Origin of the sequence: Paracidovorax oryzae ATCC 19882 (assembly GCF_000687165.1) — a bacterium.
Taxonomy (GTDB): Bacteria; Pseudomonadota; Gammaproteobacteria; order Burkholderiales; family Burkholderiaceae_C; genus Paracidovorax; species Paracidovorax oryzae.
Genome location: NZ_JMKU01000008.1, coordinates 23,194 through 38,129 on the forward strand (window position 1 = coordinate 23,194; position 14,936 = coordinate 38,129).

General features: G+C 69.5%; 16 protein-coding genes. 12 read left to right on the top strand and 4 right to left on the bottom strand.

Annotated elements, in window-relative coordinates:
• The first annotated feature begins 41 nt into the window (after positions 1-41).
• Together mnmA and T336_RS0107580 are read left to right on the top strand one after the other, a co-directional pair.
• The gene (gene mnmA, locus T336_RS0107575; RefSeq protein WP_026432082.1) at positions 42-1,178 is read left to right on the top strand and encodes a tRNA 2-thiouridine(34) synthase MnmA; all 1,137 of its coding nucleotides are present in this window, start codon (positions 42-44) and stop codon (positions 1,176-1,178) included.
• A gap of 206 nt (positions 1,179-1,384) precedes the next feature.
• Positions 1,385-3,046: an L-lactate permease gene (locus T336_RS0107580; protein WP_026432083.1), complete on the top strand. Its 1,662-nt coding sequence runs from the start codon at positions 1,385-1,387 to the stop codon at positions 3,044-3,046.
• A gap of 125 nt (positions 3,047-3,171) precedes the next feature.
• Here T336_RS0107580 and T336_RS0107585 read toward each other — a convergent pair whose 3' ends face one another.
• Entirely contained in the window at positions 3,172-3,996 is an 825-nt protein-coding gene (locus T336_RS0107585; protein ID WP_026432084.1) for an IclR family transcriptional regulator, read from the bottom strand.
• Positions 3,997-4,094: 98 nt separating this feature from the next.
• On the opposite strand from T336_RS0107585, the gene T336_RS0107590 reads away from it, so the two are divergent.
• The 5 genes from T336_RS0107590 to T336_RS0107610 all read left to right on the top strand — a co-directional run bounded on the left by T336_RS0107590 (position 4,095) and on the right by T336_RS0107610 (position 9,568).
• Entirely contained in the window at positions 4,095-5,165 is a 1,071-nt protein-coding gene (locus T336_RS0107590; protein ID WP_035225460.1) for a tripartite tricarboxylate transporter substrate binding protein, read from the top strand.
• 87 nt (positions 5,166-5,252) lie between these two features.
• The gene (locus T336_RS0107595; protein ID WP_026432086.1) at positions 5,253-6,761 is read left to right on the top strand and encodes a class I adenylate-forming enzyme family protein; all 1,509 of its coding nucleotides are present in this window, start codon (positions 5,253-5,255) and stop codon (positions 6,759-6,761) included.
• A gap of 17 nt (positions 6,762-6,778) precedes the next feature.
• Complete coding sequence (locus T336_RS0107600) at positions 6,779-7,582, top strand: citryl-CoA lyase (RefSeq protein ID WP_026432087.1); 804 nt, start codon at positions 6,779-6,781, stop codon at positions 7,580-7,582.
• Positions 7,579-8,424: an SDR family NAD(P)-dependent oxidoreductase gene (locus T336_RS0107605; protein WP_051647082.1), complete on the top strand. Its 846-nt coding sequence runs from the start codon at positions 7,579-7,581 to the stop codon at positions 8,422-8,424. The genes T336_RS0107600 and T336_RS0107605 overlap by 4 nt, the downstream gene beginning before the upstream one ends.
• A 145-nt stretch (positions 8,425-8,569) precedes the next feature.
• Entirely contained in the window at positions 8,570-9,568 is a 999-nt protein-coding gene (locus T336_RS0107610) for a sensor domain-containing diguanylate cyclase (RefSeq protein WP_019702083.1), read from the top strand.
• A gap of 5 nt (positions 9,569-9,573) precedes the next feature.
• On the opposite strand, the gene T336_RS0107615 is transcribed toward T336_RS0107610, so the two are convergent.
• Both T336_RS0107615 and T336_RS0107620 read right to left on the bottom strand, forming a co-directional pair.
• Positions 9,574-9,912 carry a hypothetical protein gene (locus tag T336_RS0107615; protein WP_019702082.1) on the bottom strand — a complete coding sequence of 113 codons (339 nt, stop codon included), beginning with the start codon at positions 9,910-9,912 and terminating at the stop codon, positions 9,574-9,576.
• Positions 9,913-10,070: 158 nt separating this feature from the next.
• Positions 10,071-10,994, bottom strand: a complete 924-nt coding sequence (locus T336_RS0107620; RefSeq protein ID WP_051647083.1) for an MBL fold metallo-hydrolase — start codon at positions 10,992-10,994, stop codon at positions 10,071-10,073.
• 79 nt (positions 10,995-11,073) lie between these two features.
• Between T336_RS0107620 and T336_RS0107625 the strand changes: the two genes are divergently transcribed.
• From T336_RS0107625 to T336_RS0107645, 5 genes are all read left to right on the top strand, one after another.
• A complete protein-coding gene (locus T336_RS0107625) occupies positions 11,074-11,406 on the top strand; it encodes an ArsR/SmtB family transcription factor (RefSeq protein WP_026432090.1) in 333 nt (110 codons plus the stop codon).
• Between the two features lie 5 nt (positions 11,407-11,411).
• Complete coding sequence (locus T336_RS0107630) at positions 11,412-11,855, top strand: YeeE/YedE family protein (protein WP_026432091.1); 444 nt, start codon at positions 11,412-11,414, stop codon at positions 11,853-11,855.
• A 54-nt stretch (positions 11,856-11,909) separates the two neighbouring features.
• Positions 11,910-12,338, top strand: a complete 429-nt coding sequence (locus T336_RS0107635; protein ID WP_026432092.1) for a DUF6691 family protein — start codon at positions 11,910-11,912, stop codon at positions 12,336-12,338.
• Positions 12,339-12,651: 313 nt separating this feature from the next.
• A complete protein-coding gene (locus T336_RS26000; protein WP_084151387.1) occupies positions 12,652-13,110 on the top strand; it encodes a penicillin-insensitive murein endopeptidase in 459 nt (152 codons plus the stop codon).
• Positions 13,107-13,487 carry a hypothetical protein gene (locus tag T336_RS0107645; RefSeq protein ID WP_026432094.1) on the top strand — a complete coding sequence of 127 codons (381 nt, stop codon included), beginning with the start codon at positions 13,107-13,109 and terminating at the stop codon, positions 13,485-13,487. Before T336_RS26000 ends, T336_RS0107645 begins: the two co-directional genes overlap by 4 nt.
• Positions 13,488-13,572: 85 nt before the next feature.
• Here T336_RS0107645 and T336_RS0107650 read toward each other — a convergent pair whose 3' ends face one another.
• Complete coding sequence (locus T336_RS0107650; protein ID WP_026432095.1) at positions 13,573-14,889, bottom strand: GGDEF domain-containing protein; 1,317 nt, start codon at positions 14,887-14,889, stop codon at positions 13,573-13,575.
• Positions 14,890-14,936 lie beyond the last annotated feature (47 nt).

Below are 14,936 nucleotides of genomic sequence, written 5' to 3' on the forward strand. Positions count from 1 at the left end.
GCCGCGAGCAGGCCCCCCGCTCGAAAAATACAATCCCGGGGATGACAGCCTCCCCCAAGCAGCGCATCGTCGTCGGACTCTCCGGCGGCGTGGATTCCGCGGTGACCGCCCACCTCCTGAAGCAGCAGGGCCACGAAGTCGTGGGCATCTTCATGAAGAACTGGGAGGACGACGACGACAGCGAGTACTGCTCCTCCAATGTCGATTTCGTCGATGCCGCGGCCGTGGCCGACGTGATCGGCATCGAGATCGAGCACGTCAACTTCGCCGCCGAGTACAAGGACCGCGTGTTCGCCGAGTTCCTGCGCGAGTACGAAGCCGGCCGCACCCCCAACCCGGACGTGCTCTGCAACGCCGAGATCAAGTTCAAAGCCTTCCTGGACCACGCCATGCGCGTGGGCGCCGAGAAGATCGCCACCGGCCACTATGCACGCGTGCGCCACAACCCCGCCACCGGCCTGCACGAACTGCTCAAGGGGCTGGACCCGGCCAAGGACCAGAGCTACTTCCTGCACCGCCTGAACCAGGCGCAGCTTGCGCGCACGCTGTTCCCCGTGGGCGAGCTGCGCAAGACCGAGGTGCGCCGCATCGCGGAAGAGATCGGCCTGCCCAACGCGAAGAAGAAGGACTCCACCGGCATCTGCTTCATCGGCGAGCGGCCGTTCCGCGAGTTCCTGAACCGCTACATCCAGCACGCGCCGGGCCCGATCCTGGATGACCGGGGGCGCAAGCTGGGGCAGCACGTGGGCCTCTCGTTCTACACGCTCGGACAGCGCCAGGGCCTGGGCATCGGCGGCGTGAAGGAAAAAGGCGCGCAGCGCGGCGGCGGCGAGCATGCTCCGTGGTTCGTCGCGCGCAAGGAGGTCGAACGCAACGTGCTGCGCGTGGTGCAGGGCCATGACCATCCCTGGCTGCTGTCGCACACGCTGCAGGCCACCGATGCGAGCTGGGTGGCGGGCCGGCCGCCGGCCGCCGGCGCCTGCGCGGCCAAGACGCGCTACCGCCAGCAGGATGCGGACTGCACGGTCACGCAGGCGGAGGGGGGGGATTTCGCGCTCGCGTTCCCCGAGGCGCAGTGGGCGGTGACGCCGGGGCAGAGCGCGGTGCTGTACGACGGCGAGGTGTGCCTGGGGGGCGGGGTGATCACGGCCGCCGGGCCCGCGAGCAGCGCGACCTAGCGCAAGACGTCGCACCAGGACCAGAGGGTTTGTCCTTGGGAACTTTTGCGGGAAAGATGGCTTCCCGCGGTGCTGCCGCGCTTTGAAAAATTCCCTACTGCGGCGATCATGTTTCCCGCGGCGCCCGGCGCCGTGCCGGGCGCCCGCGCGCGCCCGTCTTTGCGCCCGAGAGAAACAGACATCGTTCATCCAACGGAGACAAGCGCATGGCCTGGCAGCAAATCTACGACCCGTTCGGCAGCATGGTCCTCTCCACCGCCCTCGCCGCGGTTCCGGTGGTGGTCATGCTGGCGGCCCTCGGCTTCTTCCACATCAAGGCGCACATCGCCGCGGGCATGGGGCTCGTCGCGGCCCTGCTCGTGGCCGTCTTCGCCTACGGCATGCCGGCGGACATGGCCGGCCGGGCCGCGCTGCTGGGGGGCTTCACGGGCCTGCTGCCGATCGGCTGGATCGTGCTCAACATCATCTTCCTGCACCAGCTCACGGAGCAGAACGGCAGCTTCAAGGTGCTGCAGGATTCGCTCTCGGGCATCACGGAGGACCGGCGCATCCAGCTGCTGCTGATCGCGTTCTGCTTCGGCGCGTTCTTCGAAGGGGCGGCGGGCTTCGGCACGCCGGTGGCGGTGACGGCGGCCATCCTCATCGGGCTGGGCTTCTCGCCGCTCGCGGCCTCGGGGCTCTCGCTCATCGCCAACACGGCGCCGGTGGCGTTCGGCGCGCTGGGCACGCCCATCCTCACGCTGGCCAAGGTGCATGGCTACGACGTGATGGCGGTCACGGCCATGGTGGGCCGGCAGCTGCCGTTCTTCTCGCTGCTGGTGCCGTTCTGGCTGATCTGGGCCTTCGCGGGGCGCAAGGGCATGATGGAGATCTGGCCGGCGATCCTGGTCACGGGCGTGTCGTTCGCGGTGCCGCAGTTCCTGGTCTCCAACTTCATCGGGCCCGAACTGGTGGACATCATCGCGGCCATCGTCTCCATGGTCTGCCTGATCGCCTTCCTGCGCGTCTGGAAGCCGAAGTCGGTATGGACTTCGCCTTCGCTGCGCGGCAACGACGTGAGCGCGGCCGAGGCCAAGCCGCCCCAGCCCGTGGCGCGCCACACCCGGGCCGAGCTGGTGGCGGCCTGGATGCCCTGGGCCATCCTGTCGGTGTTCGTGTTCATCTGGGGGCTGCCGCCCGTCAAGGCCTGGCTCAACGGCCTGTTCGCGCCGTCCTTCCCGATGGCTGGGCTGCACAACCTGATAGAGAAGGTGCCGCCCGTGGTGCCCGTGCCCACCAAGGAGGGCGCGGTCTATACGCTCAATCTGCTGTCGGCCACCGGCACGGCGATCCTGCTCTCGGCGGTGGTGAGCGCCTTCCTCATGAAATACAACCCGGTGGCCATCGTCCGCACCTTCTTCAAGACGATCTGGCTGGTGAAGTTCTCGCTGCTCACCATCGTGCTGATGCTGGCGCTGGGCACGCTCACCCGCTATTCGGGCACGGACACCACGCTGGGCCTGGCGTTCGCCAACACGGGCGTGCTGTACCCGTTCTTCGGCACGCTGATGGGCTGGCTGGGCGTGGCGCTCACGGGTTCGGACACGGCGTCCAACGTGCTGTTCGGCGGCATGCAGAAGGTGGCGGCCGAGCAGCTGGGACTGTCGCCCAACCTGATGGGCGCGGCCAACAGCTCGGGCGGGGTGATGGGCAAGATGATCGACGCGCAGTCGATCGTGGTGGCCTCCACCGCCACGCGCTGGTTCGACCGCGAGGGCGAGATCCTGCGCTACGTGTTCTTCCATTCCATCGCGCTGGCCTGCCTGGTGGGGCTGTATGTGACGATGCAGGCGTATGTCTGGCCGTTCACGCTGATGGTTGTGCATTGAGCGAGCGGCCGGCACGGCCCTTCCGGCGTCGTTGCTGCATCTTGTCGTACTGTCCGTACTGCCTGCGATGCAGCGCCTCGCCGGAACCGCTTCGCTGGGCCGTGCCATCCGCTCATTAGAAAGGTTCACATGGAACCTGGCGGCAGTTCCTTCAATGCATCGCGGATCGTGCGCGCGACCAGCTGCTGGCGCTCGCGCGGCATGCGCGCCAGCGTAGTGGCCACGCTGACGGCCGCCACCGGCCGGCCGCGCGCGTCCCGCACGGCCATGCCCACGGCCAGCACGCCGCGCGTGGCGTGGTTGCCGATGACGGACCAGCCGCGCTCGCGCGTGGCGCGCACCAGCAGGCGCATGCGCTCCGGCGTCATGCCGCCGTAGGCGGCCAGGCGCGGGGCGTTGGCCGCGATGATGGTTTCCACTTCCGCGTCCGGCAGGGCGGCGAGCAGGGCCAGCCCCGCCGCCCCCACGCCCAGCGGCTGGCGCGTGCCCACCTCGATCACCAGGATCTGTACCGGGTGCGTGCCCACCTGCCGCGCGATGCAGTGCGACAGCGGCCCTTCCCGCACGATGGCGAAGGCCGCGTCGCCACAGGCGGCGCTGATGCGCGCGAGCAGCGGCTGCAGGTGCACCGCGCGGTTGGGCAGCGCGCCGGCCGGCGCGAGCGCCGCCATGCGCGGCCCGGGCACGTAGCGGAAGCGCCCCTGCCGCGCGACGTGTCCGGCCTCGAGCAGCGTGGACAGCAACCGGTACACGGTGGCCCGCTCCAGCGCCACGCCGCGGCACAGGTCCACCACGCGCACCCCTTCCGGGCCGCCGGCCAGCACGGCATCGAGCACCTGCAGGCCGCGCCGCAGCGTGCGGCTGCCCGGATCGTCCGCTTCCTGATCCGGAGCCTGGTGGCGTGGATCGTCCGGCTGGCGGACGTTTCGATTCGTGGTGCGTGGTGGCATTGCGAAGAATCCAGGTGTCGATGAAGTCCGTGCGCAGTGTGCCCCAGGCCGTGCGACCCGGACCGCGATTGCCCCGTGCCCACCCAGGAGACAAGACCATGACCGCTGCCCCCCTGCACCCTGTTCCAGCCGGCCCCTGTGCCCGCCCCCTCCCGCACTTCCTCGCGCGCCGCCGCATCGTGGCCTTCGGTGCCGCCCTGTGCGCCATTGCCTGCGCGGCCACCACGGCATTGCATGTGCCCGCCGCGCATGCGGAGACGCCTTCTTCCGGAACGTGGCCGTCGCGGCCGATCCGGCTCGTCGTCGGCTATGCGGCGGGCGGCGCGACCGACGTCATCGCGCGCATCGTGGCCGTGAAGCTGGGCGAACGCCTGGGGCAACCCATGATGGTGGACAACCGGGCGGGCGCCAACAGCAACGTGGGAGCCGAGGTGGTGGCGAAGTCGCCGCCGGACGGCTACACGCTCTACGTTTTCACCATCGCCAACACCATCAACGCCTCGCTGTACGGCCGGCTGGGCTACGACCCGCAGAAGGATTTCGAGCCCATCGGCCTGATCGCCAAGATCCCCAACCTGCTGGTGGTCAACAACAGCCTGCCGATCAGGAGCGTGGCCGACTACCAGCGCTTCGCGAAGGAGTCCAGGGACGGCATCACCTTCGCTTCGTCGGGCAACGGCTCCTCCATCCACCTGTCGGGCGAGATCTTCAAGATGCAGACCCATCTGAACATGCTGCACGTGCCCTACCGCGGCAGCGCGCCCGCGATGACCGACCTGCTGGGCGGGCAGGTGCAGTCCATGTTCGACAACGCGCCGTCCGCCCTGCCCCACGTGCAGGCCGGGCGCCTGCGCGCGATCGCCATCACCAGCGCCCAGCGCTCGCCCCTGCTGCCGAACGTGCCCACGGTGGCCGAGTCGGGCCTGCCGGGCTTCGACGTGCAGTCGTGGTTCGGCCTGGCGGCACCGGCCGGTACGCCCAGGCCGATCGTCGAGCGTCTCAACGCCGAGCTGAACAAGGTGCTGAACGCGCCCGACGTGCGCCAGCGCCTGCAGGAAATGGCCGCCACGCCCGTGCCCGGAACGCCGGAGCAGATGCGCAGCTTCGCCCTGAGCGAGACCCAGCGCTGGCGCGAGGTGGTCAAGGCCTCGGGTGCCAAGGCCGAGTGAGCGGCGCAGAGCGCCCTCCTGCCCCATCCACCCTTTCCGACCACCACGACCCGTAGTACCGCTGCCTCCGCAGGAGTGACCCGACCCATGTACCCCATCGACTTCTTCTGGCGCGCCGCCACGCGCTGGCCCGACCGCATCGCCATCGACGCGCCGGAGGGCGCCATCCGCTACGGCGAGCTCGCCGCGCGCGTCGCCGCCCTGGCGGCGGCCCTGGTGGCGCGCGACCCGGCGCCGCAGAGCCGCGTCGGCATCTGCGCGCACAACAGCGCCGACCACATCGCCGCGCTGTTGGCGGTGCTGGCCTGCGGCAAGGTCTGGGTGCCGCTCAACCCCAAGAGCACGGCGCCGGAGATCCGCCGCATCACCGACGCCACCACGCCCGGCATCCTGGTGCTCGATGCGGACTGCGCGCCGCTGCTGGAGGGCGTGCCGGGCGCGCGCATCCATGCCCACGGGCCCGACAGCGAGGCCGTGCCCAGCGTGGCCGCGCTCGCGCGGCGGCATGCTGGCGCTCCGCGCCCGGTGTTCGACCTGCCGGACAGCGCCACGCAGGCCATCAAGTTCACCGGCGGCACCACGGGCGCGCCCAAGGGCGTGATGCAGCCCTACCGCGCCTGGATGGCCAACATCGCCAACCAGATCCATGCCTGGGGCTTCGATGAGCACGAGCGCTACATCGTCGCCGCGCCGATCACGCACGGCACGTCCACCTACCTGCTGCCCATCCTGGCGCAGGGCGGCTGCCACGTGGTGCTGCAGGGCGCGGGCGCCGAGGCCGTGCGCACGGCCTTCCGCGAACGCGGCGGCACCGTGTGCTTCATGCCGCCCACGCTGGTGTACATGCTGATGGCGCTGCCGGGCGCGAGCCGCGCGGACTTCCCGCGCCTGCGCCGGCTGATCTACGGCGGCGCCCCCATGCCGCCCGAGAAGATCCGCGAGGTGCGGGCCTTCTTCGGCCCCGTGCTGGGCACCACCTACGGCCAGACCGAGGCGCCGCAGATCCTCACCGTGATGCGTCCGGAGGACTTCGAGGACGAGCGCAACTGGGCCGCCGTAGGCCGCACCACCTGGTTCAGCGACGTGGCCGTCATGGCGCCCGACGGCCGCCTGTTGCCCCCGGGCGAGGTGGGCGAGGTGGTGGCGCGGGGCGACCTGCTCATGACCGGCTACTGGCGCCTGCCGGAGAAGACCGCCGAAACCCTGGTGGACGGCTGGCTGCACACCGGCGACCGCGGCCTGATCGACGAGCGCGGCTACCTCTACCTCAAGGACCGCCTCAAGGACCTGGTCATCACCGGCGGCTTCAATGTCTATCCGGTGGACGTGGAGAACGCCCTGGGCCAGCACCCGGCGGTCCACGAATGCGCCGTGTTCGGCATCCCCGACGACAAGTGGGGCGAGGCGGTGCAGGCCGCCGTGCAGCTGCGCGCGGGCCATGCCGCCACCGAGGCGGAGCTGATCGCCTTCGTGCGCGAGCGTCTGGGCCCGGTGCAGACACCCAAGCGCATCCACTTACTCGCCAGCCTGCCGCGCTCGCCCGTCGGCAAGGTGCTCAAGAACGCCGTGCGCGAACAGGCGCTCGCCACCCCCTGAACCGGAGAACCCATTCCATGACATCCGTCCGCAACGACGCCCCCGTCACCCGCCTGTGTACGCACACCCTCACCAGCCTGCACTATCGCGACGCCGACCTGGTCGAGGATCTGATGGGCCAGAAGACCTTCACCGAGGTGATGCTGATGCAGATTCTGGGCCGCACGCCGCGCCCGGTGGACCTGCGCATCACCGACGTGGTGCTCATCGTGCTCATGGAGCACGGCCTCACGCCCAGCGCCATCGCCACGCGGCTCATCTACATGAGCGCGCCGGAGAACCTGCAGGGCGCCGTGAGCGCCGGCCTGCTGGCCGTGGGCAGCTCCTTCGTGGGCACCATGGAGAACTGCGCGCGCCTGCTCGACCGCATCATGGCCGCGGAAGATCCCGATGCCGAGGCGCAGGCCATCGCGCGCGACTGCAAGGCGAGCAGGAGCGCCGTGCCCGGCTTCGGCCACCACCTGCACAAGCCGGTCGATCCGCGCGCCTACAAGCTGCTGGAACTGGCGCGCGCCGAGCCTGACCTCGCAGGGCGGCACGTCCGGGCCCTGGAGACGCTGTCCAAGGCCGTGGACGCGGTCGCCGGCCGGCCCATCACCATCAACGCCACGGGCGCCGTCGCCGCGCTGCTGGGCGAGATCGGCGTGCCCACGGGCGTGATGCGCGGCTTCGCCGTGATCTCCCGCGCGGCGGGGCTGGTGGCGCACATCGTGGAGGAGCAGCAGAGCCCCTCGGGCCGCTTCATCTGGGACACCGTGGAGCACGCCATTCCCTATGTGGGCGAGGGCGGCAAGCCTTCGGACGGCGGGGCGCCGGCATGAGTGGCGAAGATGCCGATCCTGGTGCCCGCTGCCCGCCCGCGCTGCCGCTGGACCTGTCCGGCCGTGTGGTCTTCGTCGCCGGAGGGGGCTCTGCCGGCCCCGGCTGGAGCATCGGCCGCGCCGCCTGCGTCACCTATGCCCGCCTGGGCGCGGCGGTCTGCGTGGCCGACCGCGATGCGGCATCGGCCGAGGAAACCACCGCCCTCATACAGGCCGAGGGCGGCGAGGCCGCCACCTTCGTGGGCGACGTGGCGCTGGAGGCCGACGTGCAGCGCCTCTTCGCCGAGGCCCGCGCGCGCTTCGGCGCCATCGACGTGCTGCACCACAACGTGGGCATCGGCAAGACCGGCGGCCCGCTGGAGACAACCGCGGAAGACCTGGACCGCATCCATGCCGTGAACGTGCGCAGCCTGCTGCTGTGCGCGCAGCAGGTGCTGCCGGACATGGTGGAGCGCGGGCGCGGATCGGTGATCGCCATCTCGTCGGTGGCTGGCATGCGCTACGTGGGCTATCCGCACCTGGCCTACAGCGTCACCAAGGCCGCGGTGACCCAGTTCACGCGCATGGTGGCGCAGCAGTACGCGCCCCACGGCATCCGTGCCAACACCGTGGTGCCCGGCCTGATCGACACGCCGCGCATCGCCACCACGGTGGCGAAGATGTTCTCGGAGGGCTGCCTGGACGAGGCCCGCGCCGCCCGCGCGCGGCAGGTGCCCATGGGCCGCATGGGCACGGCCTGGGAAGTGGCGCATGCCTGCGCCTTTCTCGCTTCGGACGCTGCCGCCTACGTTACCGGCACGGAACTGGTGGTGGACGGCGGGCTGACGGGCAAATACGCCTGAGTGCCGGAACCGGGCCAGACGCGCCCTCGCGCGCGCAGGGGTATCCCGCCGCGCGGGTTGGCTTTTCGGGGCGAGGTTGTGGATACTGTGGGCCTGCCGGCTCATCCGTCGGCATTGCCGACCTGCCACAGCCTGCCACCGGACCATGCCCAACTCCTCCACCAAGGCCCTGGCCGACGCCCCGGACACCGGCGACATCGGCGATCCCCTGATGCGGCAGTGGATGGCGCTCGTGGAGGTCTCGCAGCAGGGGTACGCCCTGTTCGACGGCGACGACTGCCTGCGCTACGCCAATGCGGCCTTCCGGTCCGCGCTGGGCGTGGGCGAAGGCGATTTCCTTCCCTGGGAGGAGCTCATGCGCAAGAGCTACCGTTCCTCCACCGGCACGGTGGTCGAGACCAGCGATTTCGAGGTCTGGCTGCGCTCCGCCAGGAGCCGGCGCGGCAAGCTGCCCTACCGCACCATCGAGACGAGCCTGAACGACGGGCGTTGGGTGCTGACCACGGAAACCACGCTGCCCGGAGGCTGGATGCTGTGCGTGGTCACCGATGTCTCCGAGCTGGGCATCGGCTTGCGCGACCTGCGGCAGGAGCGCGACAAGGCCATGAAGTCGGCCCTCAGCGACGAATTGACCGGCCTGAGCAACCGCCGCTACGCCATGGACTTCCTGCACCAGAAGCTCGGGCCCAACAAGGCCCAGGCCATGGCCGTCGCGGTCATCGACATCGACCATTTCAAGGCGGTGAACGACCGCTTCGGGCACGCGGGCGGCGACCTGGTCCTCAAGGACTTCGCGGCGCGCCTGGCGGAGGCCGCCGGCCGCGACGACATGGTCGCGCGGATCGGCGGGGAGGAATTCCTGCTCGTCCTGCAGGGCGCTCGCACCCTGGGCGCCGACAGCGTGCTGCGCCGCCTGGGGACCAGCCTGGATACGGTTTCGCCGCTGCCCGAGGCACCGGAGTTCCGCTACAGCTGTTCCGCCGGCGTCGCGCTGGTCCGCCCCGGTGAAACGGTGGGCGAGGTGCTGCGCCGCGCGGACGAGGCCCTCTACCAGGCCAAGCGCGCTGGGCGCAACCGCGTCGTCATCCACGCGGAGAGCCAGCCGGCCGGCGACGGGCATCCCTGCGCAGGCAACGCTGCCTGAGCGGATCAGCCGCGGCGGGCGTCCGGGTCGCTGGGCCCGTTGCGGTCCGACATCACTTCCGCGGGGGGCTCCAGGTCGCCGCTGTCGCCGCCCTCGGCCTCCCAGGTGCCGCCCTCGCGGCCGGTCTTGCCGCGCGGATAGCCCATGGTGGTGCCGTCGTCGAAATTGAGCGGGCCACCTTCGCGCGGATCGTCGAAGGGCTGGGCCGAGATTTCGTCGATGCCGTCGGAGACATCGCGCTCCGCGTTCAGGTGGTCGTTGAGATCGTCGCCCTCGGGCAGTTCCGCCGTGGGGTCGTCGCTGGGGTCGATGCCGGGTTCGTCGTCGATGGGGGGTGTGCGCATGGCGGTCTCCTGGGTGGAAGGGGCCCTGCTGGCAAGCCGGGCCGCGATGACCGCAGCTTCGCGCAGGCGGGGCGTGCAGGCGGTGGGCACCCTGCCTGAACGCGGGTAGGAGAGCTGCCATGCCGCGGCGCGGTACTCCCGCCGCAGGCCGCGAGCGTCTAGGAGGCGGACGTGGTGCCTGGCAGGGCGTCCGCGCGGCCGAACACGTTCAGCGGGATGCGCAGGTACGCGATGCCTTCCGGCCCCGGCTCCGGAAGGCGCCCGCCGCGGACGTTCACCTGGATCGACGGCAGCAGCAGGCGCGGCACGGCCAGGGTGGCGTCGCGCGCTTGGCGCAGCGCCACGAAGGCGCGCTCGCCGGCCTGCCGGCCCACGTGGATGTTGTTCCGCCGCTGGGCCTCCACCGTCGTCTCGCAGGCCGGTGCCCGGCCTTCTGGCGGATAGTCGTGGCACACGAACATGCGCGTGTCGCCCGGCAGGTCCAGCAGTCGCTGGATGGAGCGGTAGAGCGCCGCCGCATCCCCGCCGGGAAAGTCCGTCCGGGCCGTTCCCACGTCGGGCAGGAACAGCGTGTCGCCCACGAACACGGCCCCGTCGATCCGGTAGGCCATGTCCGCCGGCGTATGGCCCGGCACGCCGATCGCCTGCGCCCCGGTGGCGCCGATGCGGAATGTCTCGCCGTCTTCGAACAGGTGGTCGAAACCGTCGTCCTGTGCGGGCTCCATGCCGAACAGCGGGCCGAAGGTGCGCTGCACCGTGCGGATGGCCGCCCCGATGGCCACCTTGCCGCCCGCGGCCGCCTGGATGCGGCGGGCGGCGGAGAGGTGGTCCGCATGGGCATGCGTCTCCAGGATCCATTCCACGCCCAGCCGCTCGGCCTGCAGGTAGTCCAGCAGCAGCCGCGCGGAGGCGTCGTGCGTGCGGCCGGCATCGGGGTCGTAGTCCAGCACCGGGTCGATCACCGCCGCCTGGCGGGTGGCATGGTCCCAGACCACGTAGGACACGGTTCCGGTCCTGCTGTCGTGGAACGGTTGCACCGTGGCGGTCGCTCCGGTGGAAGAGGGCAGGGGCAAGGATGTCATGGCGGCTCCGTTCGTCGGTATGCTTTTAAATATTATGTTTTTTGGTATATTGATGTCAATGCCATCCACGAGCCCGTCCATGCCGCCCCCATCTTCGGCCGCGCCGCCACCGCTCGATCCCCGGGCGCTGCGGCAGGCTGCCGTCCAGGCCGTCGCCCGGCTCAAGCTGCTCGCCAACGAGGACCGGCTCCTGCTGCTGTGCCAGCTCTCCCAGGGAGAGATGTGCGTGAGCGAACTGGAGGCCAGCCTGGACATCCGCCAGCCCACGCTGTCGCAGCAACTCGGCGTGCTGCGCCGGCAGGGCGTGGTGGCCACGCGGCGCGAGGGCAAGAACATCCATTACCGGGTGGCCGATCCCGCGCTGCTCGAGGTGCTCGCGGTGCTCTACCGCCTCTACTGCCCCCAGGAGTGAATCCCATGGCTGCCATCGACTGGCCTTCCTTCACGCCCGGCGCGGCCCTCGCCGGCGGCGCGCTCATCGGCCTGGCGGCCGGCGCCTTCATGCTGGTGTCCGGCCGCATCGCCGGCATCAGCGGCGTGCTGGGCGGGCTGCTGCGCCCGGCGCGCGGCGACGTGGCCTGGCGCGCGGCCTTCGTGGCGGGCCTGGTGGCCTCGCCCTGGCTGCATGCACTCTTCGCCCCGCTGCCGGTGCCGCGCATCGACGCGGGCACCGGCACCCTCGTGGTGGCAGGGCTGCTCGTGGGATTGGGCACGCGCTACGGCGCAGGATGCACCAGCGGGCACGGGGTCTGCGGGATTTCGCGGCTTTCGGGCCGTTCGCTCGTGGCCACCCTGGTGTTCATGGCCGCGGGCATGGCCACGGTGTATGTGCTGCGGCACGGGGTGGCGTGGCATGCCTGACGCGCGCCTGCACAGCGGAACGCGGTGTCGCAACCGCACGGCAAGGAGTCGATGATGGCGAATATCCTGGCGGCCCTGGCCGTGGGCCTGGTTTTCGGCCTGGGGCTGATTGTCTCGGGCATGTCCGATCCGGCGCGCGTGCTGGGTTTCCTGGACGTGGCGGGCCTGTGGAACCCCTCGCTGGCCTTGGTGATGGCAGGTGCCGTCGCCGTCGCCCTGGCGGCGTTCGCCATCGCGCGGCTGCGGGGCCGCACGCTGCTGGGCGGGGCGCCCCTGCAGTGGCCCATGGCGCGGGGGCTGGATGCGCGGCTGATCGGCGGGGCGCTGCTGTTCGGTGCGGGCTGGGGCCTCGCGGGCTTCTGCCCGGGCCCGGCCCTGGTGGGCCTGGGCATGGGGCTGCGCGGCGCAGCCATCTTCGTGGCGGCCATGCTGGCCGGCATGGCGTTGTTCGAACTGCTGGAGCGACTGCGCCAACGTCGCTGACATGTACTTACCGTCCTCCAGCGTCGCTTGAATCCGTGCGGTGGTGGGCTGGGACAGGACCGCGACTGCGTTGATTCACCTCGGCGTGCGGTCCCCGCGGCTTGATGCACCCGCTGGTGGGCGTATTCTTGGCAGTGTTCTCGGTGGCAGAGTGGATGCGGTGAGAGACGCTGTCTGCAGTGGCATAGGTGGGCAGGTTTCGTATTCTCAATTATTCGAAAGTTAATGAAAAATAATGCTCAATGAATTAGTTTTCAAAGGTTGATCCATAGAATCAAGGGCCTTTCCATTCAGCCGTTGCAGGCTTATAGAAATGGCACTACCTCAGGACGAGAGAAATTATTGGATGCTTCCGCAAAACCCGGAAGAAGGCGGTTATTACAACTATGGGACGCCCTTGCACGGAGCCGGCCAGTATTGCCACCCCCAGCTTCTGAATTTCCTCTTGGCTGCGGGGCGCAAGTGGGCGTTGATGGACCATCGGCGCTTCGGCGTCGGAAACATCAGCCTGGCTGGCGGTGCAACGTTCAGCCCGCACCACAGCCACCGCAACGGTCTGCAGGTCGACATCCGCCCGCTCAGGAAAGATGGCCGGCAGCTCCCGGTGAAGCACGGCAGCCCTGACTATGACCGCCAGGCCACTGCCAAGCTCGTGGCATGCTTCCAGTCCACTGGAATGGTCAGGACAGTATTCTTCAACGATGGCCGCATCCCCCGGGTCCATCCCCTCGCGGGGCATGACGACCATCTGCATATCGAGGTACATGGATGATCCGATCCTTCGCGAGGCTATCGCCCCTGCTTTTCACCGCGCTTTTCTGCCAGGGAGTCCTCGCCGCGGACGAAGAATGGCGGTTCCAATACAAGCCGCTTTCAGGCGCCTATGAGGTCTATTCCGGAGAGTTGAGCGATCCCCGGCCCGCTGGCAAATCCGGTTCCAGCCTTGCCATCCGGATCGACAAGGACGCTGCCCGCCAGATCTTCGAACAGATGGAGCGAGACATCCCCAACCTGTGCCCTTCCGAACCCGGCGAGAGGATGCGGCAGAAGAACGACCTGGCCTGCTACCGGAGCCGGTCCGGAAAACATACCTGCTACGTGGGCTTCGACCTGAAAAGCGGCAGGAGCCAGGCTGGCCATATTTGCTGACGGTTCACACGCAGGCTCAGGGGTATCCCGCCGGGTGGGCGCACCGCCGTGGCCTCGTGCGAGGCGTGCCCGCCGCCAGGTTGGCTCACGGTGGGGGCGCAACGCTGATGCGGTTGCCGCCGCTTTTCTTCGACCGGTACATCGCCCCGTCGGCGTGAAACAGCAGGCTGTGCTCCTCATCGCCGTGGTCGGGATAAATGGAAACGCCGATGCTGGGCAGGATGCTCAGGCGATGGCCCTCCAGGTCGAATGGCTCGCCGAATGCGGCCAGGATCTTCTCGGCCGCGCTCGTGGCATGTTCGGCGAAATGGAAGCCTTCGATCAGCACGACGAATTCGTCTCCACCCAGCCGGGCCACCGTGTCGGATGCGCGCACGCATGCCAGCAGGCGCTGAGCCACCCGCTGCAGCAGCAGGTCGCCCATGGCATGGCCCAGCGTGTCGTTCACCTCCTTGAAACGGTCCAGGTCGATGAACAGCAACGACAGCCGCTGGTTGTCGCGACGGGCCCGCGCCAGCGCGGTCCTGAGGCGGTCCAGGAACAACTGGCGGTTGGGCAGCTGGGTGAGCTGGTCGTACTGGGCCATCTGCCGCAGGCGCTCAAGCGTCTGCTTGCGTTCCACGGCCGCCGCCACCTGGGTGGAGACGAACTGCAGCAGGTCCTTGTCCTTGTCGGTGTAGTGCGACCCCTGCAGCACCAGCACGCCCAGGACGCCGTTGGACGTCTGCAGCGGCACGCCCAGCCACGCTTGGGGCTGGTGCGGTGCGTGCGCTTCGGCGTCGGGGGCGAGCAGCAGCGTGCGGCCGGTGCGGATCACCTCGGCGTGCAGCGGCGCTTCGGCCAGCGGCAGGGGGGGCGGGGCGTGACGGTGCTCATTGGCGTGGTACGGAAAGCTCAGTGTTTGCGCCGAAGCGTCGTATAGCGCCACGGAAAGGTTGGCGGCCGGCAGCAGCCTGCCGATGATCCGGTGGATGCAGCTGAACAGCGACTCCAGCGTCTGCTCGGCGTGGGTCGCCTCCGAAATGCCGTAGATGGCCGCCTGCAGTGCCTCGGTGGACTTGCGCTCGGTGATGTCGTGCGCCACGGCCAGGCGCACGTTGTGCTCTTCCAGCAGGCGCGCCGTCCAGCGGATGTGGGCGATGCGCCCGTCCTTGCGGATGTACCGGTTCTCGAAGTGGAGCTGGAGCTGGCCGCCGGTGATGCGCTGCACCTGGTCCTGGGTGGCGGGCAGGTCTTCGGGGTGCACCATGTCGAGCATGCGCTTGCCCGCCACTTCCTTCGGCGCGTAGCCGAAGATGCGCTCGAAGGCCGGGCTGACGAAGATGATGGTGCTGTCCGCCTCGACGATACACACCGCATCGAGCAGCAGGTCCACGATGTTCAGGGACGAAATGCGTTGCATGGGGCAAAAAGGGTGCTCCTGGCCTGGAGACCCATTGTGCCGCGATG

Excerpts from the sequence above, each read along its gene's own strand:
- T336_RS0107610 (WP_019702083.1), top strand. The coding sequence starts at position 8,570 with ATGCCCAACTCCTCCACCAAGGCCCTGGCCGACGCCCCGGACACCGGC.
- T336_RS0107635 (WP_026432092.1), top strand. The coding sequence starts at position 11,910 with ATGGCGAATATCCTGGCGGCCCTGGCCGTGGGCCTGGTTTTCGGCCTG.
- T336_RS0107595 (WP_026432086.1), top strand. The coding sequence starts at position 5,253 with ATGTACCCCATCGACTTCTTCTGGCGCGCCGCCACGCGCTGGCCCGAC.
- T336_RS0107605 (WP_051647082.1), top strand. The coding sequence starts at position 7,579 with ATGAGTGGCGAAGATGCCGATCCTGGTGCCCGCTGCCCGCCCGCGCTG.
- T336_RS26000 (WP_084151387.1), top strand. The coding sequence starts at position 12,652 with ATGGCACTACCTCAGGACGAGAGAAATTATTGGATGCTTCCGCAAAAC.
- T336_RS0107620 (WP_051647083.1), bottom strand. The coding sequence starts at position 10,994 with ATGACATCCTTGCCCCTGCCCTCTTCCACCGGAGCGACCGCCACGGTG.
- T336_RS0107600 (WP_026432087.1), top strand. The coding sequence starts at position 6,779 with ATGACATCCGTCCGCAACGACGCCCCCGTCACCCGCCTGTGTACGCAC.
- T336_RS0107630 (WP_026432091.1), top strand. The coding sequence starts at position 11,412 with ATGGCTGCCATCGACTGGCCTTCCTTCACGCCCGGCGCGGCCCTCGCC.
- T336_RS0107650 (WP_026432095.1), bottom strand. The coding sequence starts at position 14,889 with ATGCAACGCATTTCGTCCCTGAACATCGTGGACCTGCTGCTCGATGCG.
- mnmA (WP_026432082.1), top strand. The coding sequence starts at position 42 with ATGACAGCCTCCCCCAAGCAGCGCATCGTCGTCGGACTCTCCGGCGGC.
- T336_RS0107615 (WP_019702082.1), bottom strand. The coding sequence starts at position 9,912 with ATGCGCACACCCCCCATCGACGACGAACCCGGCATCGACCCCAGCGAC.
- T336_RS0107585 (WP_026432084.1), bottom strand. The coding sequence starts at position 3,996 with ATGCCACCACGCACCACGAATCGAAACGTCCGCCAGCCGGACGATCCA.
- T336_RS0107580 (WP_026432083.1), top strand. The coding sequence starts at position 1,385 with ATGGCCTGGCAGCAAATCTACGACCCGTTCGGCAGCATGGTCCTCTCC.
- T336_RS0107645 (WP_026432094.1), top strand. The coding sequence starts at position 13,107 with ATGATCCGATCCTTCGCGAGGCTATCGCCCCTGCTTTTCACCGCGCTT.
- T336_RS0107625 (WP_026432090.1), top strand. The coding sequence starts at position 11,074 with ATGCCGCCCCCATCTTCGGCCGCGCCGCCACCGCTCGATCCCCGGGCG.
- T336_RS0107590 (WP_035225460.1), top strand. The coding sequence starts at position 4,095 with ATGACCGCTGCCCCCCTGCACCCTGTTCCAGCCGGCCCCTGTGCCCGC.